The following is a 17520-nucleotide window of genomic DNA, read 5'->3' on the forward strand; positions in this document are numbered from 1 at the left end:
AGGAGAGCCCGCTTATGTCCGCCCAGATCGAGATCCGGCAGTATCGCGGCGGCGGCCGGCACGCCCACGACTTCGTCCAGATCCTGTTCCCGATGCGGGGCGCAATGCGGATCGACATCGAAGGCGAGCGCAATGTTGTGTCGAACCACCGGCTCGCCGTCATCCCGGAAGGCCACGAGCATGATTTCGTCCCCAGCCATGACTGCCGCCTGATGGTGCTCGATGTGGACCGCAGCGAGATCGCCGGCGACCTGCCGGCCTCGATCGTCACGCAGGTCGATCCATTCCTGTGGCGATTGTTCAACCTCATCGGCGACGAGATCGCCGCCGACCAGCACCGCGCCGCCGATGCGGCGCGTCTGGCCTTGACCGGACTTCAGCTGGTCAAGCCCGTTCCTACAGCGGCGCCGCGCGTCGACGAGCGCATCCTCGCGGCGCTCGCACGCAGCGACGAGAGTGTTGCCGGCCTGGCGCGCCGGACCGGCCTCGGTCAGAGCCAGTTCCACGCTCTCTTCCGCGCGACGACCGGGCAGTCGCCGAAACAATTCAGGCTGCGCCGACTGCTCGACCGCGCCGTAGACCGGCTGACCGGCACCCCGGATCCCATCTCCGAGATCGCCTATGATCTCGGCTATCAGAATGTCTCGTCCTTCAACCGGCTGTTCAAGCAGCGCTTCGGAGTGACGCCATCGGAATTCCGCGCCGCCGGGCGCAGGAACGGCTAAGCCCGCCGGAGCTTCGGCTCATCACAACACGTATGTCTTTAGCTAGTGTCCCGAATCCGAAGTTCGCCACAGCTAGCGGGACCTTCCGAGCGAACTTCGGATTCGGAAGGACACTAGAAAACTTAATGATTCTAGTGTGCTTTTGAACGCGAAGTTCCTGTCGGTGCAAGCCGCCTGATATCAGGAACTTTGCGTCCAGCACACTAGCCTCTTCAGCATTTGCGGAGGACCGAAAGATGAAACTGACGGACTACAAGGCCCTGACCTTCGATTGCTATGGCACGCTGATCGATTGGGAGACCGGCATCTGGAATGCGCTGCAACCGCTCATCTCGGCTGGACAGCTGACGATCGCCCGCGAGGAGGCGCTCAACCTGTTCGGCCGCCTCGAAACCGACCAGGAACTCGAGACCCCGTCGCTGCGCTACTCCACCCTGCTCGCCACCGTCCATGCGCGCCTCGCCAGGGCCTGGAGCACCGCGGTCCATTCCGATCTGCACGAGCGTTTCGGCGCCTCCGTGCCGGACTGGCCCGCCTTCCCGGACTCGGCCGAGGCGCTCAGCTATCTTAAGCGTCACTACAAGCTCATTATCCTGTCGAACACCGACCGCGTGAGCTTTGCCGCCAGCAACCGCAAGCTCGCCGTCGCGTTCGATGCAGTCTACACCGCCGAGGATATCGGCTCCTACAAGCCCGACGCCCGCAACTTCGCCTTCCTGCTAAAGCATCTCGACGCCGAGCTCGGCATCGGCAAGGCCGACATCCTGCACACCGCGCAGAGCCTGCATCACGACCATGTGCCGGCCGAGAAAGCCGGCCTCGCGCGCGCCTGGATCGACCGGCGCTTCGGCCAAGCGGGCGGCGGCGCAACGTTGCTCCCCAAGAACCCGCCCAAGGTCGATTTCCATTTCAAGAGCCTGGCCGAGCTCGCCGAGGCGCATCGCCGGCAGATCGGCGCATAGGCTTTTTCTCATGCGCGCAAGCAAAAGGCCCGGCGGATCGCTCCACCGGGCCTTTTTTAATTTTGGTCCGCTGCCGTTTACTCGGCGGCGGGCAGAACTTCGGCGCCCTTGGCCTGCTCCTCGAGGATGAGGGTGTCGCGCCGGTCGGCGACCGTCTTGAAGCGCGAGAGCATGCCACCCGTGCCGGCCGGGATGAGCCTGCCGACGATGACGTTCTCCTTGAGGCCTTCGAGCGTGTCGATCTTGCCGACGACCGAGGCTTCGGTGAGCACCCTTGTCGTCTCCTGGAAGGATGCCGCCGAGATGAAGGAGCGGGTCTGCAACGACGCCTTGGTGATGCCGAGCAGCACCGGCACCCCGGAAGCGGGCTGACGGCCATCGGCGATCAGCTTGTCGTTGATGTCGTCAAGTTCGACTTGATCGATCTGTTCGCCGACCAGCAGCGTCGATTCACCGGTATTGGTGATCTCGACCTTCTGCAGCATCTGGCGGACGATCACTTCGATGTGCTTGTCGTTGATGCTCACGCCCTGCAGCCGGTAGACTTCCTGGATTTCGTTGACGAGGTAGGAAGCGAGTTCCTCCACGCCTTTGATCGCCAGGATGTCATGCGGCGCCGGGTTGCCGTCGAGAATGTACTCGCCCTTTTCGATGAAGTCGCCTTCCTGCACGGGCAAGTGCTTGCCTTTCGGAATGAGATACTCGACCGGTTCGATCGTATCGTCCTGCGGGACGATGCGGATACGCCGCTTGTTCTTGTAGTCGCGCCCGAATTCGACGCGGCCCGAGATCTCGGCGATGATCGCATGGTCCTTGGGCTTGCGCGCTTCGAAGAGTTCGGCCACGCGCGGCAGACCACCCGTGATGTCGCGGGTCTTGGCGCTTTCGAGCGGAATACGCGCCAGCACGTCGCCGGCCTTCATCTTGGCACCCGGATCGACCGAGAGAATGGCGTCGACCGAAAGCAGATAGCGAGCCTCGCCGCCACGGGCGAGCTTCGCCACCTGGCCGTCGGCACCCTTGACAACGATGGCGGGCTTCAGCGACGAGCCGCGCTGATTGCTGCGCCAATCGATGATCACGCGATTGGTGATGCCGGTCGCCTCGTCGGCGATTTCGTTCACCGAAACGCCCTCGACGACGTCCTCGAACTCGACCGTGCCGTCGGCCTCGGTCATGATCGGACGCGTATAGGGATCCCATTCGGCGACCTTGGTGCCGCGCTTGATCTGGTCGCCTTCGTCGACGAACAGGCGCGTGCCGTAGGTCAGCTTATGGATAGCGCGCTCGTTGCCCTTGCCGTCCTCGACGACGATGGCGACGTTGCGGCCCATGACGATGAGCTTGCCCGAGGAATCACGGACCACGTTCTTGTTGCGGAACTTGATCGTGCCCTCGTGGTTCGACTCCACGAAGGACTGATCGAGCACCTGCGCCGTGCCGCCGATATGGAAGGTGCGCATGGTGAGCTGGGTGCCCGGTTCACCGATCGACTGCGCCGCGATGACGCCGACCGCTTCGCCCATATTGACGGGCGTACCGCGGGCGAGATCGCGCCCATAGCACTTGCCGCAGACACCGAACTTGGTCTCGCAGGTCAGCACCGAACGGATACGGGCCTCCTGGATGCCGACCTTCTCGATGATCTCCACGTGGCTCTCGAGGATCTCATTGCCCGCCTCGACGATGACGTCGCCGCTGACCGGATCCTTGATGTCTTCGGCCGTGGTGCGGCCGAGGATGCGCAGACCCAGCGAAGCGATGACCTCGCCCGCGTCGATGATCGGACGCGCGGTGATGGCCGACTTGGTGCCGCAATCTTCCGTCGTGATGATGCAGTCCTGCGCCACGTCGACGAGACGACGGGTGAGATAACCCGAGTTCGCCGTCTTGAGCGCCGTGTCGGCCAGACCCTTGCGGGCGCCGTGGGTCGAGTTGAAGTACTCGAGAACGGTGAGTCCTTCCTTGAAGTTCGAGATGATCGGGGTTTCGATGATCTCGCCCGACGGCTTGGCCATGAGGCCGCGCATGCCGGCGAGCTGCTTCATCTGCGCCGGCGAGCCGCGCGCACCCGAATGGCTCATCATGTAGATGGAATTGATCGGCTTTTCGCGGCCGGTCTCCTTGTCCATCTGCACGGACGAGATCTGCTTCATCATCTCGTCGGCGACGCGATCGGTGCACTTGGCCCAGGCGTCGACGACCTTGTTATACTTCTCGCCCTGGGTGATGAGACCGTCGATATACTGCTGCTCGTATTCGGTGGCGAGCTCGCGGGTCTCATTGACGAACTTCTCCTTCGTCTTGGGGATGACCATGTCATCCTTGCCGAAGGAAATGCCCGCCTTGTAGGCGTTGAAGAAGCCGAGGCCCATGACGCGGTCGCAGAAGATGACCGTCTCTTTCTGGCCGCAATGCCGATAGACGGCGTCGATCATCTTGGAGATGTCGCGCTTGGTCATCAGTCGGTTGCACAGGTCGTAGGACACGCCCTTGTTCAGCGGCAGAAGCTCGCCGATCTTCATGCGGCCCGGCGTCGTCTCGACGATACGCGTCTTGAGCGCGCCATTGGCGTCCATCTCCTTGACGCGCCCCTTGACCTTGGTGTGCAGCGTGATGGCGCCTTGCGCGAGCGCATGGTCGAGCTCCGCCATCGAACCGAAGGCCTTGCCCTCGCCCGGCTCGTTCTGGCGCATCAGCGACAGATAGTAGAGGCCGAGAACGATGTCCTGCGACGGCACGATGATCGGCTGACCGTTGGCCGGATGCAGGATGTTGTTGGTCGACATCATGAGGACGCGCGCTTCGAGCTGCGCTTCCAGCGACAGCGGTACGTGCACGGCCATCTGGTCGCCGTCGAAGTCGGCGTTGAACGCCGCGCAGACGAGCGGGTGGAGCTGAATAGCCTTGCCCTCGATCAGCACCGGCTCGAAGGCCTGGATGCCGAGCCGGTGCAAGGTCGGAGCGCGGTTGAGCAGCACCGGATGCTCGCGGATGACCTCGTCGAGGATATCCCAGACTTCCGGCTTTTCCTTCTCGACCAGCTTCTTCGCCTGCTTGACGGTGGCCGAAAGGCCCTTGGCGTCGAGGCGCGAATAGATGAACGGCTTGAACAATTCGAGCGCCATCTTCTTCGGCAGGCCGCACTGATGCAGCTTGAGTTCAGGCCCCACCACGATGACCGAGCGGCCCGAATAGTCGACGCGCTTGCCGAGCAGATTCTGGCGGAAGCGGCCTTGCTTGCCTTTCAGCATGTCGGCGAGCGACTTCAACGGTCGCTTGTTGGCGCCGGTGATGACGCGGCCACGCCGGCCGTTGTCGAACAGCGCATCGACCGCTTCCTGCAGCATGCGCTTCTCGTTGCGCACGATGATGTCGGGAGCGCGCAGCTCAATGAGACGCTTCAGGCGGTTGTTGCGGTTGATGACGCGGCGATAGAGATCGTTGAGATCGGATGTCGCGAAGCGACCGCCGTCCAACGGCACGAGCGGGCGCAATTCCGGCGGAATGACCGGAACAACGGTGAGGATCATCCATTCCGGACGGTTGCCGGATCTCGATGAAGGACTCGACGATCTTGAGGCGCTTGGCGAGCTTCTTGGGCTTGAGATCGCCCGTGGCGACCTTGAGCTCCTCGCGCAGGTCCTCGCGCAGCTTCTCGAGATTGAGCGCCATCAGCATCTCGCGCACCGCTTCGGCGCCGATGCCAGCGGTGAACGAATCCTCGCCGTAATCCTCCTGGGCCTTGAGATACTCGCTCTCGGTCAGGAGGCTAAAGGGCTTGAGCGGAGTGAGGCCGGGCTCGAGCACGATATACTGTTCGAAGTAGAGGACGCGCTCGATGTCCTTCAGCATCATGTCGAGGAGCAAGCCGATGCGCGAGGGCAGCGACTTCAGGAACCAGATATGGGCGACGGGAGCGGCGAGCTCGATATGGCCCATGCGCTCGCGCCGGACCTTCGAAAGCGTGACTTCGACGCCGCACTTCTCGCAGATGATGCCTTTGTACTTCATCCGCTTGTACTTGCCGCACAAGCACTCATAGTCCTTGATCGGGCCGAAAATACGGGCGCAGAAGAGGCCGTCCCGCTCCGGCTTGAAGGTGCGGTAATTGATCGTTTCCGGCTTCTTGATCTCGCCGAAGGACCACGAAAGGATCTTTTCAGGCGACGCGATCGAGATGCGGATCTGATCGAAGGTCTGCGGCGGCTGGGCCGGGTTGAAGATGTTCATGACCTCTTGGTTCATGGACACTGTTCTCCTTTATGCGGGCTTGCCTCCCCGCAGAGGGTGATTGTCTGGACGCGACGAAACGAAAGTGCCGGCAGGGCGGCGGACCGCCCTGCCCGTTGATTACGATTGCTGCTGCGAGTTCTGCAGCTCCACATTGAGGCTCAGCGAGCGCATTTCCTTGACCAGCACGTTGAAGCTTTCCGGAATGCCCGCCTCGAACGCATCATCGCCGCGCACGATCGCCTCATAGACCTTGGTCCGACCCGCCACGTCATCCGACTTGACGGTGAGCATCTCCTGCAAGGTGTAGGCGGCGCCATAGGCTTCCAGCGCCCACACTTCCATTTCGCCGAAGCGCTGGCCGCCGAACTGCGCCTTGCCGCCCAGAGGCTGCTGGGTGACCAGGCTGTAGGGACCGATGGAACGGGCGTGGATCTTGTCGTCGACGAGATGATGCAGCTTGAGCATGTAGATATAGCCCACCGTCACCTGGCGATCGAACTGCTCGCCGGTGCGTCCGTCGAACAGCCTGACCTGGCCGGAGGTCGACAGACCCGCTTCCTTCAGCAGATGCGCGATATCTTCCTCGCGGGCGCCGTCGAACACCGGGGTGGCAATCGGCACGCCCTTGGTCAGATTGCCGGCGAGCTCGATCACCTGATTGTCGTCGAGCCCGTCGATCTCCTCGTTCTTGCCATAGATGTCGTTGAGCTGATCGCGCACCGGCTTCGCCTTGCCGTTCTCGCGATAGGCTTCGAGCATCTGGCCGATCTGCTTGCCGAGACCGGCGCAGGCCCAGCCCAGATGGGTCTCGAGGATCTGGCCGACATTCATGCGGCTCGGCACGCCCAGCGGATTGAGCACGATATCGACATGCGTACCGTCCTCGAGGAACGGCATGTCCTCGATCGGAACGATCTTCGACACCACACCCTTGTTGCCGTGCCGGCCGGCCATCTTGTCGCCCGGCTGGATCTTGCGCTTCACGGCGACGAAGACCTTTACCATCTTCATCACGCCCGGCGGCAGCTCGTCGCCGCGCTGCAGCTTCTCGACCTTGTCGAGGAAGCGGTTTTCAAGGCGCTTTTTCGACTCCTCGTATTGCTGCTTCATTGCCTCGAGCTCGGCGATCGACTTCTCGTTGGAGAGAGCGATGTTCCACCACTGCGAGCGCGGGATGTCCTCGAGGTTCTTAGGCGTGATCTTGCCTTCGAGCTTGTGGCCCTTCGGCCCGCCGGTGGCCGGCTTGTTGACCAGGAAGTCGTGCACGCGGCCATAGGAGTTGCGGTCGAGGATCGCCATTTCGTCGTCGCGGTCCTTGGCGAGACGCTCGATCTCCTCGCGCTCGATGGCCAGCGCACGCTCGTCCTTGTCGACGCCGTGGCGGTTGAAGACGCGCACTTCGACGACCGTGCCGGAAACGCCCGGAGGCAGCTTCAGCGAAGTGTCGCGGACGTCGGACGCCTTCTCGCCGAAGATGGCGCGCAGGAGCTTCTCTTCCGGCGTCATCGGGCTCTCGCCCTTCGGCGTGATCTTGCCGACCAGGATGTCGCCCGGCTTCACCTCGGCACCGATATAGACGATGCCGGCTTCGTCGAGATTCTTCAGCGCTTCCTCGCCGACATTCGGGATGTCGCGCGTGATCTCCTCGGGGCCGAGCTTGGTGTCGCGCGCCATCACGTCGAATTCCTCGATGTGGATGGAGGTGAACACGTCGTCCTTCACGATGCGCTCGGAAAGCAGGATCGAATCTTCGAAGTTGTAGCCGTTCCAGGGCATGAACGCGACCAGCACGTTCTGGCCGAGAGCCAGATCGCCGAGATCGGTCGAGGGGCCGTCGGCGACGATGTCGCCGAGCTTCACCTGGTCACCCACGCGCACCAGAGGACGCTGGTTGATGCAGGTGTTCTGGTTCGACCGCTGGAACTTCGCCAGCGTATAGATGTCGACGCCCGACTTCGTCGGATCGGTCTCTTCCGTGGCGCGGATCACGATGCGCTTGGCATCGACCTGGTCTACGACGCCGGTGCGGCGTGCCGCAATCGCAGCACCCGAGTCGCGCGCCACGACGGCTTCCATGCCGGTGCCGACAAGCGGCGCGTTGGTTCGAACGAGCGGCACCGCCTGGCGCTGCATGTTCGAGCCCATCAGCGCGCGGTTGGCGTCGTCGTTCTCGAGGAACGGAATGAGCGCCGCGGCGACCGAAACAAGCTGTTTCGGCGAAACGTCGACAAAATCGATCTTCTCGCGCGGAACGATCAGCACGTCGCCATGGTTACGGGCGACGACGAGTTCCTCCTCGAAGGCGCCTTCCTTGGTAAGCGGCACGTTCGCCTGGGCGATGTGATGCTTGCCCTCCTCGATAGCCGACAGATAGATGACCTCGTCGGTCACCTTGCCGTTCATCACTTTGCGGTACGGCGTCTCGATGAAGCCGTATTTGTTGACGCGCGCATAGGTCGCAAGCGAGTTGATGAGACCGATATTCGGACCTTCCGGCGTCTCGATCGGGCAGATGCGACCGTAATGCGTCGGATGCACGTCGCGCACTTCGAAGCCGGCACGCTCGCGCGTCAGACCGCCCGGACCAAGCGCCGACAGGCGGCGCTTGTGGGTGATCTCGGAGAGCGGGTTGGTCTGGTCCATGAACTGCGACAGCTGCGATGAGCCGAAGAATTCACGCACCGCCGAGGCCGCGGGCTTGGCGTTGATCAGGTCATGCGGCATGACGGTGTCGATATCGACCGACGACATGCGTTCCTTGATCGCACGCTCCATGCGCACGAGGCCGAGGCGATACTGGTTCTCCATGAGCTCGCCGACCGAGCGCACGCGGCGGTTGCCGAGATGGTCGATATCGTCGACGTCGCCCTTGCCATCGCGCAGCTCGTGCAGGGTCTTGATGACCGCGAGGATGTCCTCCCTGCGCAGCACGCGCACCGTGTCGGCGGCTTCGAGCTCGAGGCGCATATTCATCTTCACGCGGCCGACCGCCGAAAGATCGTAGCGCTCGGAGTCGAAGAACAGGCCGTTGAACAGAGCTTCCGCCGTTTCACGCGTCGGCGGCTCGCCGGGGCGCATCACGCGGTAGATTTCGATGAGCGCCTGCTCGTAGCTCTCGACCTTGTCGGCCTTGAGCGTGTTGCGGATATAGGCGCCGGTATTGATGTGGTCGATGTCGAGGACGTCGAGCTTGGAGTAGCCGGCCTCGGTCAGCGACTTGAGGAGCTTCTCCGAAATCTCGTCACCCGCCTCGGCGAAGATCTCGCCGGTTGTTTCGTCGACCAGCTCGCTGGCGAGATAGAGGCCGTAAAGGTCCTCGTTGCGCACGAGGAGCTCGGTCACGCCGTCCTCGGCGATCTTGCGGGCGAGGCGCGGCGTGATCTTCTTGCCGGCTTCGACCACGACCTGCTTGGTCTTGGCGTCGATCAAGTCGACCGTCGGCTTCTGGCCGCGATAGCGCTGCGGGTCGAAGGGGGTCCGCCAACCTTCGTTGGTCTGGGTATAGGGAACGGTCTTGTAGAAGTAGTTGAGAATCTGCTCGCTATCGAGTCCCAGCGCGTAAAGCAGCGTGGTGATCGGCAGCTTGCGGCGCCGGTCGATGCGGACATGTATGATGTCCTTGGCGTCGAACTCGAAATCGAGCCAGGAGCCGCGATAGGGAATGATGCGCGCGGCAAAGAGAAGCTTGCCGGAGGAATGGGTCTTGCCCTTGTCATGGTCAAAGAAGACGCCCGGCGAGCGGTGCATCTGGGAAACGATCACGCGCTCGGTGCCGTTGACGACGAAGGTGCCGTTCGACGTCATGAACGGCATGTCGCCCATATAGACGTCCTGCTCCTTGATGTCCTTGACCGACTTGGCGCCGGTGTCCTGATCGACTTCGAACACGATCAGACGCAGCGTCACCTTGAGCGGCGCCGCGAAGGTCATGCCGCGCTGCTGGCACTCGTCGACGTCATATTTCGGCGGTTCGAATTCGTAGCGGACGAATTCGAGCATGGCCTGACCGGTGAAGTCGCTGATCGGGAAAACCGACTTGAAGACGGCCTGCAGACCCTCATTGGCCCGCCCACCGGCAGGTTCCCTGACCTGCAGAAACTGATCATAGCTTTCCTTCTGAACTTCGATGAGATTCGGCATTTCCGCGACTTCCGCATTCTTGCCGAAAAACTTACGAACCCTTTTGCGACTTGCGACGGTCTGCGCTTCAGCCATGTTATTTCCTTCGTAAGTGAACTTTTACATGCCAATTCAACAACTTACTTCAAACCCTCATTTCAAGGGTTTCAAGCAAGCTGTTGATCATACCAGTTATGGATCACGGGGCCCGCACCAACGGACCCCGTGATATAGTCATTACTTGAGCTCGACGGAAGCCCCCACGGCTTCGAGCTTCTTCTTCATCTCTTCGGCGTCCTTCTTGTTGACGCCTTCCTTCACGGCCTTCGGAGCGCCTTCGACCAAGTCCTTGGCTTCCTTGAGGCCCAGGCCGGTCATCGCGCGGACTTCCTTGATGACTTCGATCTTCTTGTCGCCGGCCTTGGCGAGTACGACCGTGAATTCGGTCTTCTCTTCGACCGGAGCGGCGGCAGCGCCACCCGCAGCGGCGGCGACGGCCACCGGAGCGGCGGCGGAAACGCCCCACTTCTCTTCCAGAAGCTTCGAAAGCTCGGCGGCCTCGAGGACCGTCAAAGCGGACAGATCATCAACGATCTTGGACAGATCAGCCATTTTACATTCTCTCTTTCAATCAGTTTGAACCAGGTTTTACTAAAGCGAGCCGTCAGGCAGCTTGGTCTTTGGTGGCATAGGCATTCAGCACCCGCGCCAGCTGACCGGCAGGCGCTTGGACCACGCCCGCGATGCGGGTGGCCGGCGTCTGGATCATGCCGATGAGCTTTGCCCTGAGCTGGTCGAGCGAGGGCAGTTCCGCGAGGGCCTTGACCGCGGCGGCGTCCATGATGGTCGTGCCGAGCGCGCCGCCGAGAATGACGAATTTCTCATTCCCCTTGGCGAATTCAGCCGCGACCTTGGGCGCTGCGACCGGATCGGCGGCGTAAGCCACCATGGTCGGACCTGTGAACAGGTCCTTGATACCGGCTGCGGGTGTGCCATCCAGAGCAAGCTTAGCGAGACGGTTCTTCGCGACCTTGATGGTCGCGCCCGCCTGGGCCATCCTGCCGCGCAGGTCGTTGACCTGATTGACAGTGAGGCCCTTATTGTGGGCCACAACGACAACAGTGGTGTCTTGGAACACCCTGTTGAGCGCTGTGACGAGCTCTTTCTTCTCAGCTCTCTCCACTTGCTCTCTCCTAAGTTGGCGCCCTCTCCGAGGATGAAGGCGCCGATGCACCAGCCGCCGGAACCCGACTGCGCGAGGCAGATGAGGCTCGAGCGGCGCTCATGTGCCTGTCCCCTCCGCGCATCCCGTGGCTGGGTGACGGAGGCATTGAAGGTTCAAACCGATCACTGTTCCCGAAGGGGAACACGATCTCTTTGACCTATCTCATGCGGGCTTTCATGTTTAAGCGGAGCGAAGCCCCACGCCAGCAATCTCGGACAGGTTCGCAGGAAACTTTTAGATCTCCTGCTAACTGACTGAAAAAATTTCTCTTTTCAGCCAGAAACTTGTTAGGCGGTAGCCGTAAGGCTCGCAATGTCGAGCTTCAGGCCGGGGCCCATAGTCGAAGAAATAGACACTTTTTTGACGAAGGTGCCCTTGGCGCCCTGCGGCTTGGCCTTGATCACGGCGTCGACAAACGCCTTGATATTGCCGGTGATCTGCTCTTCCGAGAAGCTCGCTTTGCCGACGCCGGCCTGGATGATGCCCGCCTTCTCGACACGGAACTCGACGGCGCCGCCCTTGGCCGCCTTGACGGCGGCCGTGACGTCCATGGTCACCGTGCCGACCTTCGGGTTCGGCATCATGCCACGCGGGCCCAGCACCTTACCCAGACGGCCGACGAGGCCCATCATGTCGGGTGTCGCGACGCAGCGGTCGAAGTCGATCGTGCCCTTGTTGACGATCTCGAAGAGATCCTCGGCACCGACGATATCGGCTCCCGCCTTCTTCGCTTCCTCAGCCTTGGCACCCTTGGCGAAGACAGCAACGCGAACCGTACGGCCCGAGCCGTTCGGCAGGTTGCACACGCCGCGGACCATCTGGTCGGCATGACGCGGATCGACGCCGAGATTCATCGCCACCTCGATGGTCTCGTCAAACTTGGCCGTGGCGCGCGACTTGATGAGCTTCACCGCCTCGCCGAGGCCGTAGAACTTCTCGCGGCTCAGGCCTTCGGCGTTCTTCTTAATGCGCTTGGCAATCTTGGCCATATCAGTCCCCCACCACTTCGATGCCCATCGAGCGGGCGGAACCGGCAATTTCACGCGTGGCGGCTTCAAGGTCGCGCGCGTTCATGCCCTTTATCTTCTTTTCGGCGATCTCGCGGCACTGGGCCATCGTGACCTTGCCGATCGGCGCGCCCTTGCCCGGATCCTTCGAACCGGCATTGATCTTGGCCGCCTTCTTGAGGAAATAGGACGCCGGCGGCGCCTTCATCTCGAAGGTGAACGACTTGTCCTGATAGGCGGTGATGACCACCGGCACCGGCGAGCCCGGCTCCATGCCCTGCGAGGCCGCATTGAAGGCCTTGCAGAATTCCATGATGTTAAGACCGCGCTGACCGAGCGCGGGACCGATCGGCGGAGACGGATTGGCCTGTCCCGCCGGCACTTGCAATTTAACGTAACCGACTACTTTCTTAGCCATTTGCTTTCCCTCGCCGTCCGAAGACGGCAGCTGAGGTTAGTGGTCCGGCGCAATGCCTCCCACCGGAGATCACGATGACTTTTGACGGTCCCCGTCAAAAGTCATGAACGTGATCGTTCTCATATGGAGCATAATGTCATCACCAAGACGCGAGCGTCTTGGTGCATTATGCTCGCAGGCAGGCGATCCGATCAGCGGATCTTCTCGACCTGTCCGTATTCGAGCTCGACCGGCGTCGGCCGGCCGAAAATGGAAACTGCCACTTTGAGGCGTTCCCTCTGTTCGTCCACTTCCTCGACGAGTCCGTTGAAGGAAGCGAACGGACCATCGGCGACGCGAACCTGCTCGCCGACCTCGAATCTGATCGATGTCTTCGGCCGCTCGATGCCTTCCTGAACCTGGTTCAGGATACGCGCGGCCTCGGCATCGGTGATCGGGATCGGCTTGTTGTCCGATCCCAGGAAGCCCGTCACCTTGGGCGTATTCTTGATCAGGTGATAGGCCTGATCGGTGAGGTCCATCTTGACCAGCACATAGCCCGGGAAGAAGCGGCGCTCGCTCTTGAACTTGCGGCCGCGGCGGATCTCGACGACTTCCTCGGTCGGTACCATGACCGCCTCGAACAGGTCGCCCAGGCCCTTCTGCGTCGCCTGCTCCTTGATCGAGTCGGCGACCTTCTTCTCGAAGTTCGAATAGGCGTGAACGATGTACCAGCGTTTCGTCATCCGTTCACATCCCGAAAAGCATCTTTTCGACACCCCATTTCAGGATGGCGTCGACGACCAGGAAGAAGACAGACGCCAACACCACCATGATCAGGACCATGACGGTCGTGATCATCGTCTCGCGCCGGCTCGGCCAAGTGATCTTCTTGGCTTCCTGGCGGACTTCCTGGAGAAACTCGAGTGGGTTTGTCTTGGCCATTTGTCTCTTTCTAGAGGGTGGCAGGGGCGGAGGGTCTCGAACCCCCGGCCTGCGGTTTTGGAGACCGCCGCTCTACCAACTGAGCTACACCCCTATGTGCCTCCGTTACTCGATGATCTTGGCGACGACGCCGGCGCCGACGGTGCGGCCGCCTTCACGGATGGCGAAGCGCAGCTTCTCTTCCATCGCGATCGGCGTGATCAGCTCCACGTCCACCGTCACATTGTCGCCAGGCATCACCATCTCGGTGCCCTCGGGCAATGTCACGACGCCGGTAACGTCCGTCGTGCGGAAGTAGAACTGCGGACGATAGTTGGTGAAGAACGGCGTATGACGGCCACCCTCCTCCTTCGTCAGAATGTAAGCCTCGGCCTTGAACTTCTTGTGCGGCGTGATCGAACCCGGCTTCGCCAGAACCTGACCGCGCTCCACACCCGTGCGGTCGATACCGCGCAGCAGCGCACCCACGTTGTCGCCAGCCTCGCCCTGATCGAGCAGCTTGCGGAACATCTCGACGCCGGTAACCGTCGTCTTCGTCGTCGGACGCAGACCGATGATCTCGACTTCCTCGCCGACCTTCACGACGCCACGCTCGATACGACCCGTCACAACCGTGCCGCGGCCCGAGATCGAGAACACGTCTTCGATCGGCATCAGGAACGGCTGGTCCTTCGGACGCTCCGGCTGCGGAATGTAGCTGTCGACCGCTTCCATCAGCTTCAGGACCGCATCATGGCCGAGCTCCGGGCTCTTGCCTTCGAGCGCCATCAGAGCCGAACCCTTGACGATCGGAATCTCATCGCCCGGGAACTGATACGAATTGAGTAGATCGCGGATCTCCATCTCGACCAGCTCCAGAAGCTCCGGATCGTCGACCATATCCACCTTGTTCATGAACACGACCAGTGCCGGAACGCCGACCTGGCGGGCCAGCAGGATATGCTCGCGCGTTTGCGGCATCGGACCGTCGGCGGCCGACACGACCAGAATGGCGCCGTCCATCTGGGCGGCACCGGTGATCATGTTCTTCACATAGTCGGCGTGGCCCGGGCAGTCGACATGGGCGTAGTGCCGGTTCTTCGTCTGATATTCGACGTGAGCCGTCGAGATCGTGATGCCGCGAGCCTTCTCTTCCGGCGCCTTGTCGATCTGGTCATACGCCGTGAAGGTCGCCCCACCGGTCTCGGCCAAAACCTTCGTAATCGCCGCCGTCAAAGACGTCTTGCCATGATCGACATGGCCGATCGTCCCAATATTGCAATGCGGCTTGTCTCGGTTGAATTTCTCTTTGGCCATTTCTACAACCCTGTTCTAGGCTCGGACATCTTAAGTTGGAGCGGGTGAGGGGAATCGAACCCCCGTCATCAGCTTGGAAGGCTGTTGCTCTACCATTGAGCTACACCCGCCCGGGAACTCGTACTCCTCAAAGCTCGGCCTCAGTCTCGGCGCTTGACCCTCCCCCGATGGCGATGGTGGGGGAAGTAGGACTCGAACCTACGAAGGCGAAGCCAGCGGATTTACAGTCCGCCCCCTTTGCCGCTCGGGACATTCCCCCGAATCGCCGTATGAGCTTGAGCCAAACGCCAAGGAGCCCGGGGATTGCCCGGGCCCTTGAGTGGCGGCTTTATGCGCGCCGCACGGGAATGTGTCAACCGCAAAAAGTCCTGCTTCTACAAGGCGCGCTGGGATTGAGCCGCAAAGGACTTTCTATATAAGGGCGGCCATGTCCGATCACCAGAAGCACCGGCCCCATAACGACGAAATTGAGCGCCTTTACGGCGTGCATACCGTAGCGGAGGCGCTGAAGAACCCAAAACGCAAATTTATCAAGCTTCTGGCGACCAAGAACGCCGCTGATCGACTCACGGACGAGATCGCCACGGCGAGAATCACCGTCGAACCCGCCCTTCCCCGCGAGCTCGATCGTCTGCTGGGCCCCGACGCCGTCCATCAGGGCCTGGTCCTCGACTGCGAGCCCTTACGTCAACCCCGGCTCGACCAGATCCCTCGCCAGGGAATCGTCGTCCTGCTCGACCAGGTGACTGACCCCCATAATGTCGGAGCGATCATGAGGAACTGCGCCGCCTTCGGAGCGACGGCCCTCGTCGCCACCGCGCGTCATAGCCCGGAAGCCTCGGGCGTGCTGCTCAAATCGGCCTCGGGCGCCTATGAGCATGTCCCCTTCGCCAAGGTAACCAATCTCGCCCGCGCCATGGAGGAACTGAGGGAATATGGCTTCCTGTTGCTCGGCCTCGACAGCGAGGCGGCCGAGGATATCGGCGACGCCCGGATATCGCGCCCCGTGGCACTGGTGCTGGGTGCCGAGGGCAAGGGTCTCAGGCAGTTGACGCGCAAGACCTGCGATCTGGTGGTAAGGCTCGACATGCCGGGCGAGATCAAAAGCCTCAACGTCTCCAATGCGGCGGCGATCGCGCTTTATGCCCTGCATCGCTCGGGTGGCTCGCCTTCCGAAAATGCGCGGGCCTGAAACAGCGGGATCGGGTAGGAAATCTCGTCCATTAGCGCGGGATGCGAAAAAGTGGAAACCGGTTTTTCGCAACAATCCCGCGCTAAAACGTTAGAATCGATCACGTTTATGAGTTTGGATTGATTCAATCCAAACTCATCGTGATCTAGTCGGGAACCGAGCCGTGACCACTGCCGAGACCACCAAAGCGCCGTCGCATGACGACACGGTCATTGCGGTTCTCTCCGCGCTCAGCATCAGCCATCTGCTCAACGACATGATGCAGTCGCTGCTGCCCTCGATCTACCCGATCCTGAAGGATTCCTATCAGCTCGATTTCAGCCAGATCGGCTTCATCACCCTCGCCTTCCAGCTCACCGCCTCACTGCTGCAGCCGCTTGTCGGCATGTACACCGATCGCCGTCCGAAGCCCTATTCGGCGGCCGTCGGCATGGGCATGACGGTGGTGGGGCTCGGTCTCATCGCCACCGCCAACTCCTATCCACTGCTGTTGGCCGCCGCCGGCTGCGTCGGCATCGGCTCGGCGATCTTCCACCCCGAATCATCGCGCGTCGCGAGACTCGCCTCGGGCGGCCGGCACGGCTTTGCGCAGTCGCTGTTCCAGGTCGGCGGCAATATCGGCTCGGCCCTCGGCCCCCTGCTTGCCGCCCTCATCATCCTGCCCAATGGTCAGAAGAGCATCGCCTGGTTCATGGCGGCGGGCATCGTCGCCATGGGGCTTCTGACCTTCGTCGGGCGCTGGTACGCCACTCATGGCCGCGCCCGCGTCGCGAACACGACGAAGCGCGCTCATATCGCGCATCTCTCGCCGGGGCGCATCAAGCTCGCCATTGCGGTGCTGGTGGCGCTGGTCTTCTCGAAGTTCGTCTACATGGCGAGCCTCGGCAACTATCTGACCTTCTATCTGATCGATACCTTCGGCGTGTCGGTCCACAGTTCGCAGCTCTATCTCTTCGTGTTTCTGGCCGCGGTCGCCGCCGGCACGTTCCTCGGCGGTCCGCTCGGCGACTATTTCGGCCGGAAATATGTGATCTGGTTTTCGATCCTGGGCACGGTTCCGTTCACCCTCGCTCTGCCCTACGCCAATCTCGAATGGACGCTGGTGCTTGCCATCATCATCGGGCTCATCCTGTCGTCGGCCTTTTCGGCCATCGTCGTCTTCGCGCAGGAGCTGGTGCCTGGCCGGACTGGCATGATCGCCGGCCTGTTCTTCGGCCTGGCCTTCGGCATGGGTGGCTTGGGCGCCGCCATTCTGGGCGAGATCGCCGACATGACCAGCATCAACTATGTCTTCAAGATCTGTTCGTTCCTGCCGCTCATCGGGCTCGTGACCTGGTTCCTGCCCAATATCGAAGGCAGCCGGCAGCGGGCCAAAGCCGCGGCCTGAGGCGACGGACAGGCGATCAGGAGATTGCA

12 protein-coding genes, 3 tRNA genes and 1 pseudogene are annotated in these 17520 nt (G+C 61.7%); 4 read left to right on the plus strand and 12 right to left on the minus strand.

All coding sequences use genetic code 11. The features are described from left to right. Nucleotides 1–14: 14 nt before the first annotated feature. Nucleotides 15–725, plus strand: coding sequence for an AraC family transcriptional regulator (locus G5V57_RS29560; protein ID WP_165172115.1), 711 nt, complete (start codon nucleotides 15–17; stop codon nucleotides 723–725). 236 nt (nucleotides 726–961) lie between these two features. Then, the gene (locus G5V57_RS29565) at nucleotides 962–1687 is read left to right on the plus strand and encodes an HAD family hydrolase (RefSeq protein ID WP_165172117.1); all 726 of its coding nucleotides are present in this window, start codon (nucleotides 962–964) and stop codon (nucleotides 1685–1687) included. Nucleotides 1688–1764: 77 nt separating this feature from the next. Here G5V57_RS29565 and rpoC read toward each other — a convergent pair. The 12 genes and pseudogenes from rpoC to G5V57_RS29625 form a co-directional block, all read right to left on the minus strand. Continuing rightward, a pseudogene (rpoC, locus tag G5V57_RS29570) lies at nucleotides 1765–5935 on the minus strand (DNA-directed RNA polymerase subunit beta'). 105 nt (nucleotides 5936–6040) lie between these two features. Beyond that, on the minus strand, nucleotides 6041–10138 hold the full coding sequence (gene rpoB / locus G5V57_RS29575; protein WP_165172119.1) for a DNA-directed RNA polymerase subunit beta: 4098 nt from the start codon (nucleotides 10136–10138) through the stop codon (nucleotides 6041–6043). Nucleotides 10139–10279: 141 nt separating this feature from the next. After that, entirely contained in the window at nucleotides 10280–10654 is a 375-nt protein-coding gene (gene rplL, locus G5V57_RS29580; protein ID WP_165172121.1) for a 50S ribosomal protein L7/L12, read from the minus strand. Between the two features lie 52 nt (nucleotides 10655–10706). After that, entirely contained in the window at nucleotides 10707–11225 is a 519-nt protein-coding gene (gene rplJ, locus G5V57_RS29585; RefSeq protein ID WP_165172123.1) for a 50S ribosomal protein L10, read from the minus strand. Nucleotides 11226–11554: 329 nt separating this feature from the next. Then, nucleotides 11555–12256, minus strand: coding sequence for a 50S ribosomal protein L1 (rplA, locus tag G5V57_RS29590; protein WP_165172125.1), 702 nt, complete (start codon nucleotides 12254–12256; stop codon nucleotides 11555–11557). A gap of 1 nt (nucleotide 12257) precedes the next feature. Beyond that, a complete protein-coding gene (rplK, locus tag G5V57_RS29595; protein ID WP_165172127.1) occupies nucleotides 12258–12692 on the minus strand; it encodes a 50S ribosomal protein L11 in 435 nt (144 codons plus the stop codon). A gap of 191 nt (nucleotides 12693–12883) precedes the next feature. Continuing rightward, nucleotides 12884–13417, minus strand: coding sequence for a transcription termination/antitermination protein NusG (gene nusG / locus G5V57_RS29600; RefSeq protein WP_165172129.1), 534 nt, complete (start codon nucleotides 13415–13417; stop codon nucleotides 12884–12886). A 4-nt stretch (nucleotides 13418–13421) separates the two neighbouring features. Then, entirely contained in the window at nucleotides 13422–13616 is a 195-nt protein-coding gene (gene secE / locus G5V57_RS29605; RefSeq protein ID WP_165172131.1) for a preprotein translocase subunit SecE, read from the minus strand. An 18-nt stretch (nucleotides 13617–13634) separates the two neighbouring features. Continuing rightward, nucleotides 13635–13710 (minus strand) — tRNA-Trp (locus G5V57_RS29610). Nucleotides 13711–13721: 11 nt separating this feature from the next. Next, nucleotides 13722–14912, minus strand: a complete 1191-nt coding sequence (gene tuf / locus G5V57_RS29615; RefSeq protein WP_165172133.1) for an elongation factor Tu — start codon at nucleotides 14910–14912, stop codon at nucleotides 13722–13724. Nucleotides 14913–14948: 36 nt separating this feature from the next. Continuing rightward, a tRNA-Gly gene (locus G5V57_RS29620) sits at nucleotides 14949–15022 on the minus strand. 64 nt (nucleotides 15023–15086) lie between these two features. After that, nucleotides 15087–15171 (minus strand) — tRNA-Tyr (locus tag G5V57_RS29625). A 168-nt stretch (nucleotides 15172–15339) separates the two neighbouring features. Between G5V57_RS29625 and rlmB the strand changes: the two genes are divergently transcribed. Both rlmB and G5V57_RS29635 read left to right on the plus strand, forming a co-directional pair. Then, nucleotides 15340–16104: a 23S rRNA (guanosine(2251)-2'-O)-methyltransferase RlmB gene (rlmB, locus tag G5V57_RS29630; RefSeq protein ID WP_165172135.1), complete on the plus strand. Its 765-nt coding sequence runs from the start codon at nucleotides 15340–15342 to the stop codon at nucleotides 16102–16104. 163 nt (nucleotides 16105–16267) lie between these two features. Beyond that, a complete protein-coding gene (locus G5V57_RS29635) occupies nucleotides 16268–17491 on the plus strand; it encodes an MFS transporter (protein ID WP_256378617.1) in 1224 nt (407 codons plus the stop codon). The last annotated feature ends 29 nt before the right edge of the window (nucleotides 17492–17520 follow it).

The sequence above is a fragment of the Nordella sp. HKS 07 genome (assembly GCF_011046735.1).
In the GTDB taxonomy this organism is placed as follows: domain Bacteria; phylum Pseudomonadota; class Alphaproteobacteria; order Rhizobiales; family Aestuariivirgaceae; genus Taklimakanibacter.

Excerpts from the sequence above, each read along its gene's own strand:
- G5V57_RS29565 (WP_165172117.1), top strand. The coding sequence starts at position 962 with ATGAAACTGACGGACTACAAGGCCCTGACCTTCGATTGCTATGGCACG.
- secE (WP_165172131.1), bottom strand. The coding sequence starts at position 13,616 with ATGGCCAAGACAAACCCACTCGAGTTTCTCCAGGAAGTCCGCCAGGAA.
- rplK (WP_165172127.1), bottom strand. The coding sequence starts at position 12,692 with ATGGCTAAGAAAGTAGTCGGTTACGTTAAATTGCAAGTGCCGGCGGGA.
- rlmB (WP_165172135.1), top strand. The coding sequence starts at position 15,340 with ATGTCCGATCACCAGAAGCACCGGCCCCATAACGACGAAATTGAGCGC.
- rplA (WP_165172125.1), bottom strand. The coding sequence starts at position 12,256 with ATGGCCAAGATTGCCAAGCGCATTAAGAAGAACGCCGAAGGCCTGAGC.
- tuf (WP_165172133.1), bottom strand. The coding sequence starts at position 14,912 with ATGGCCAAAGAGAAATTCAACCGAGACAAGCCGCATTGCAATATTGGG.
- rplL (WP_165172121.1), bottom strand. The coding sequence starts at position 10,654 with ATGGCTGATCTGTCCAAGATCGTTGATGATCTGTCCGCTTTGACGGTC.
- G5V57_RS29560 (WP_165172115.1), top strand. The coding sequence starts at position 15 with ATGTCCGCCCAGATCGAGATCCGGCAGTATCGCGGCGGCGGCCGGCAC.
- rpoB (WP_165172119.1), bottom strand. The coding sequence starts at position 10,138 with ATGGCTGAAGCGCAGACCGTCGCAAGTCGCAAAAGGGTTCGTAAGTTT.
- nusG (WP_165172129.1), bottom strand. The coding sequence starts at position 13,417 with ATGACGAAACGCTGGTACATCGTTCACGCCTATTCGAACTTCGAGAAG.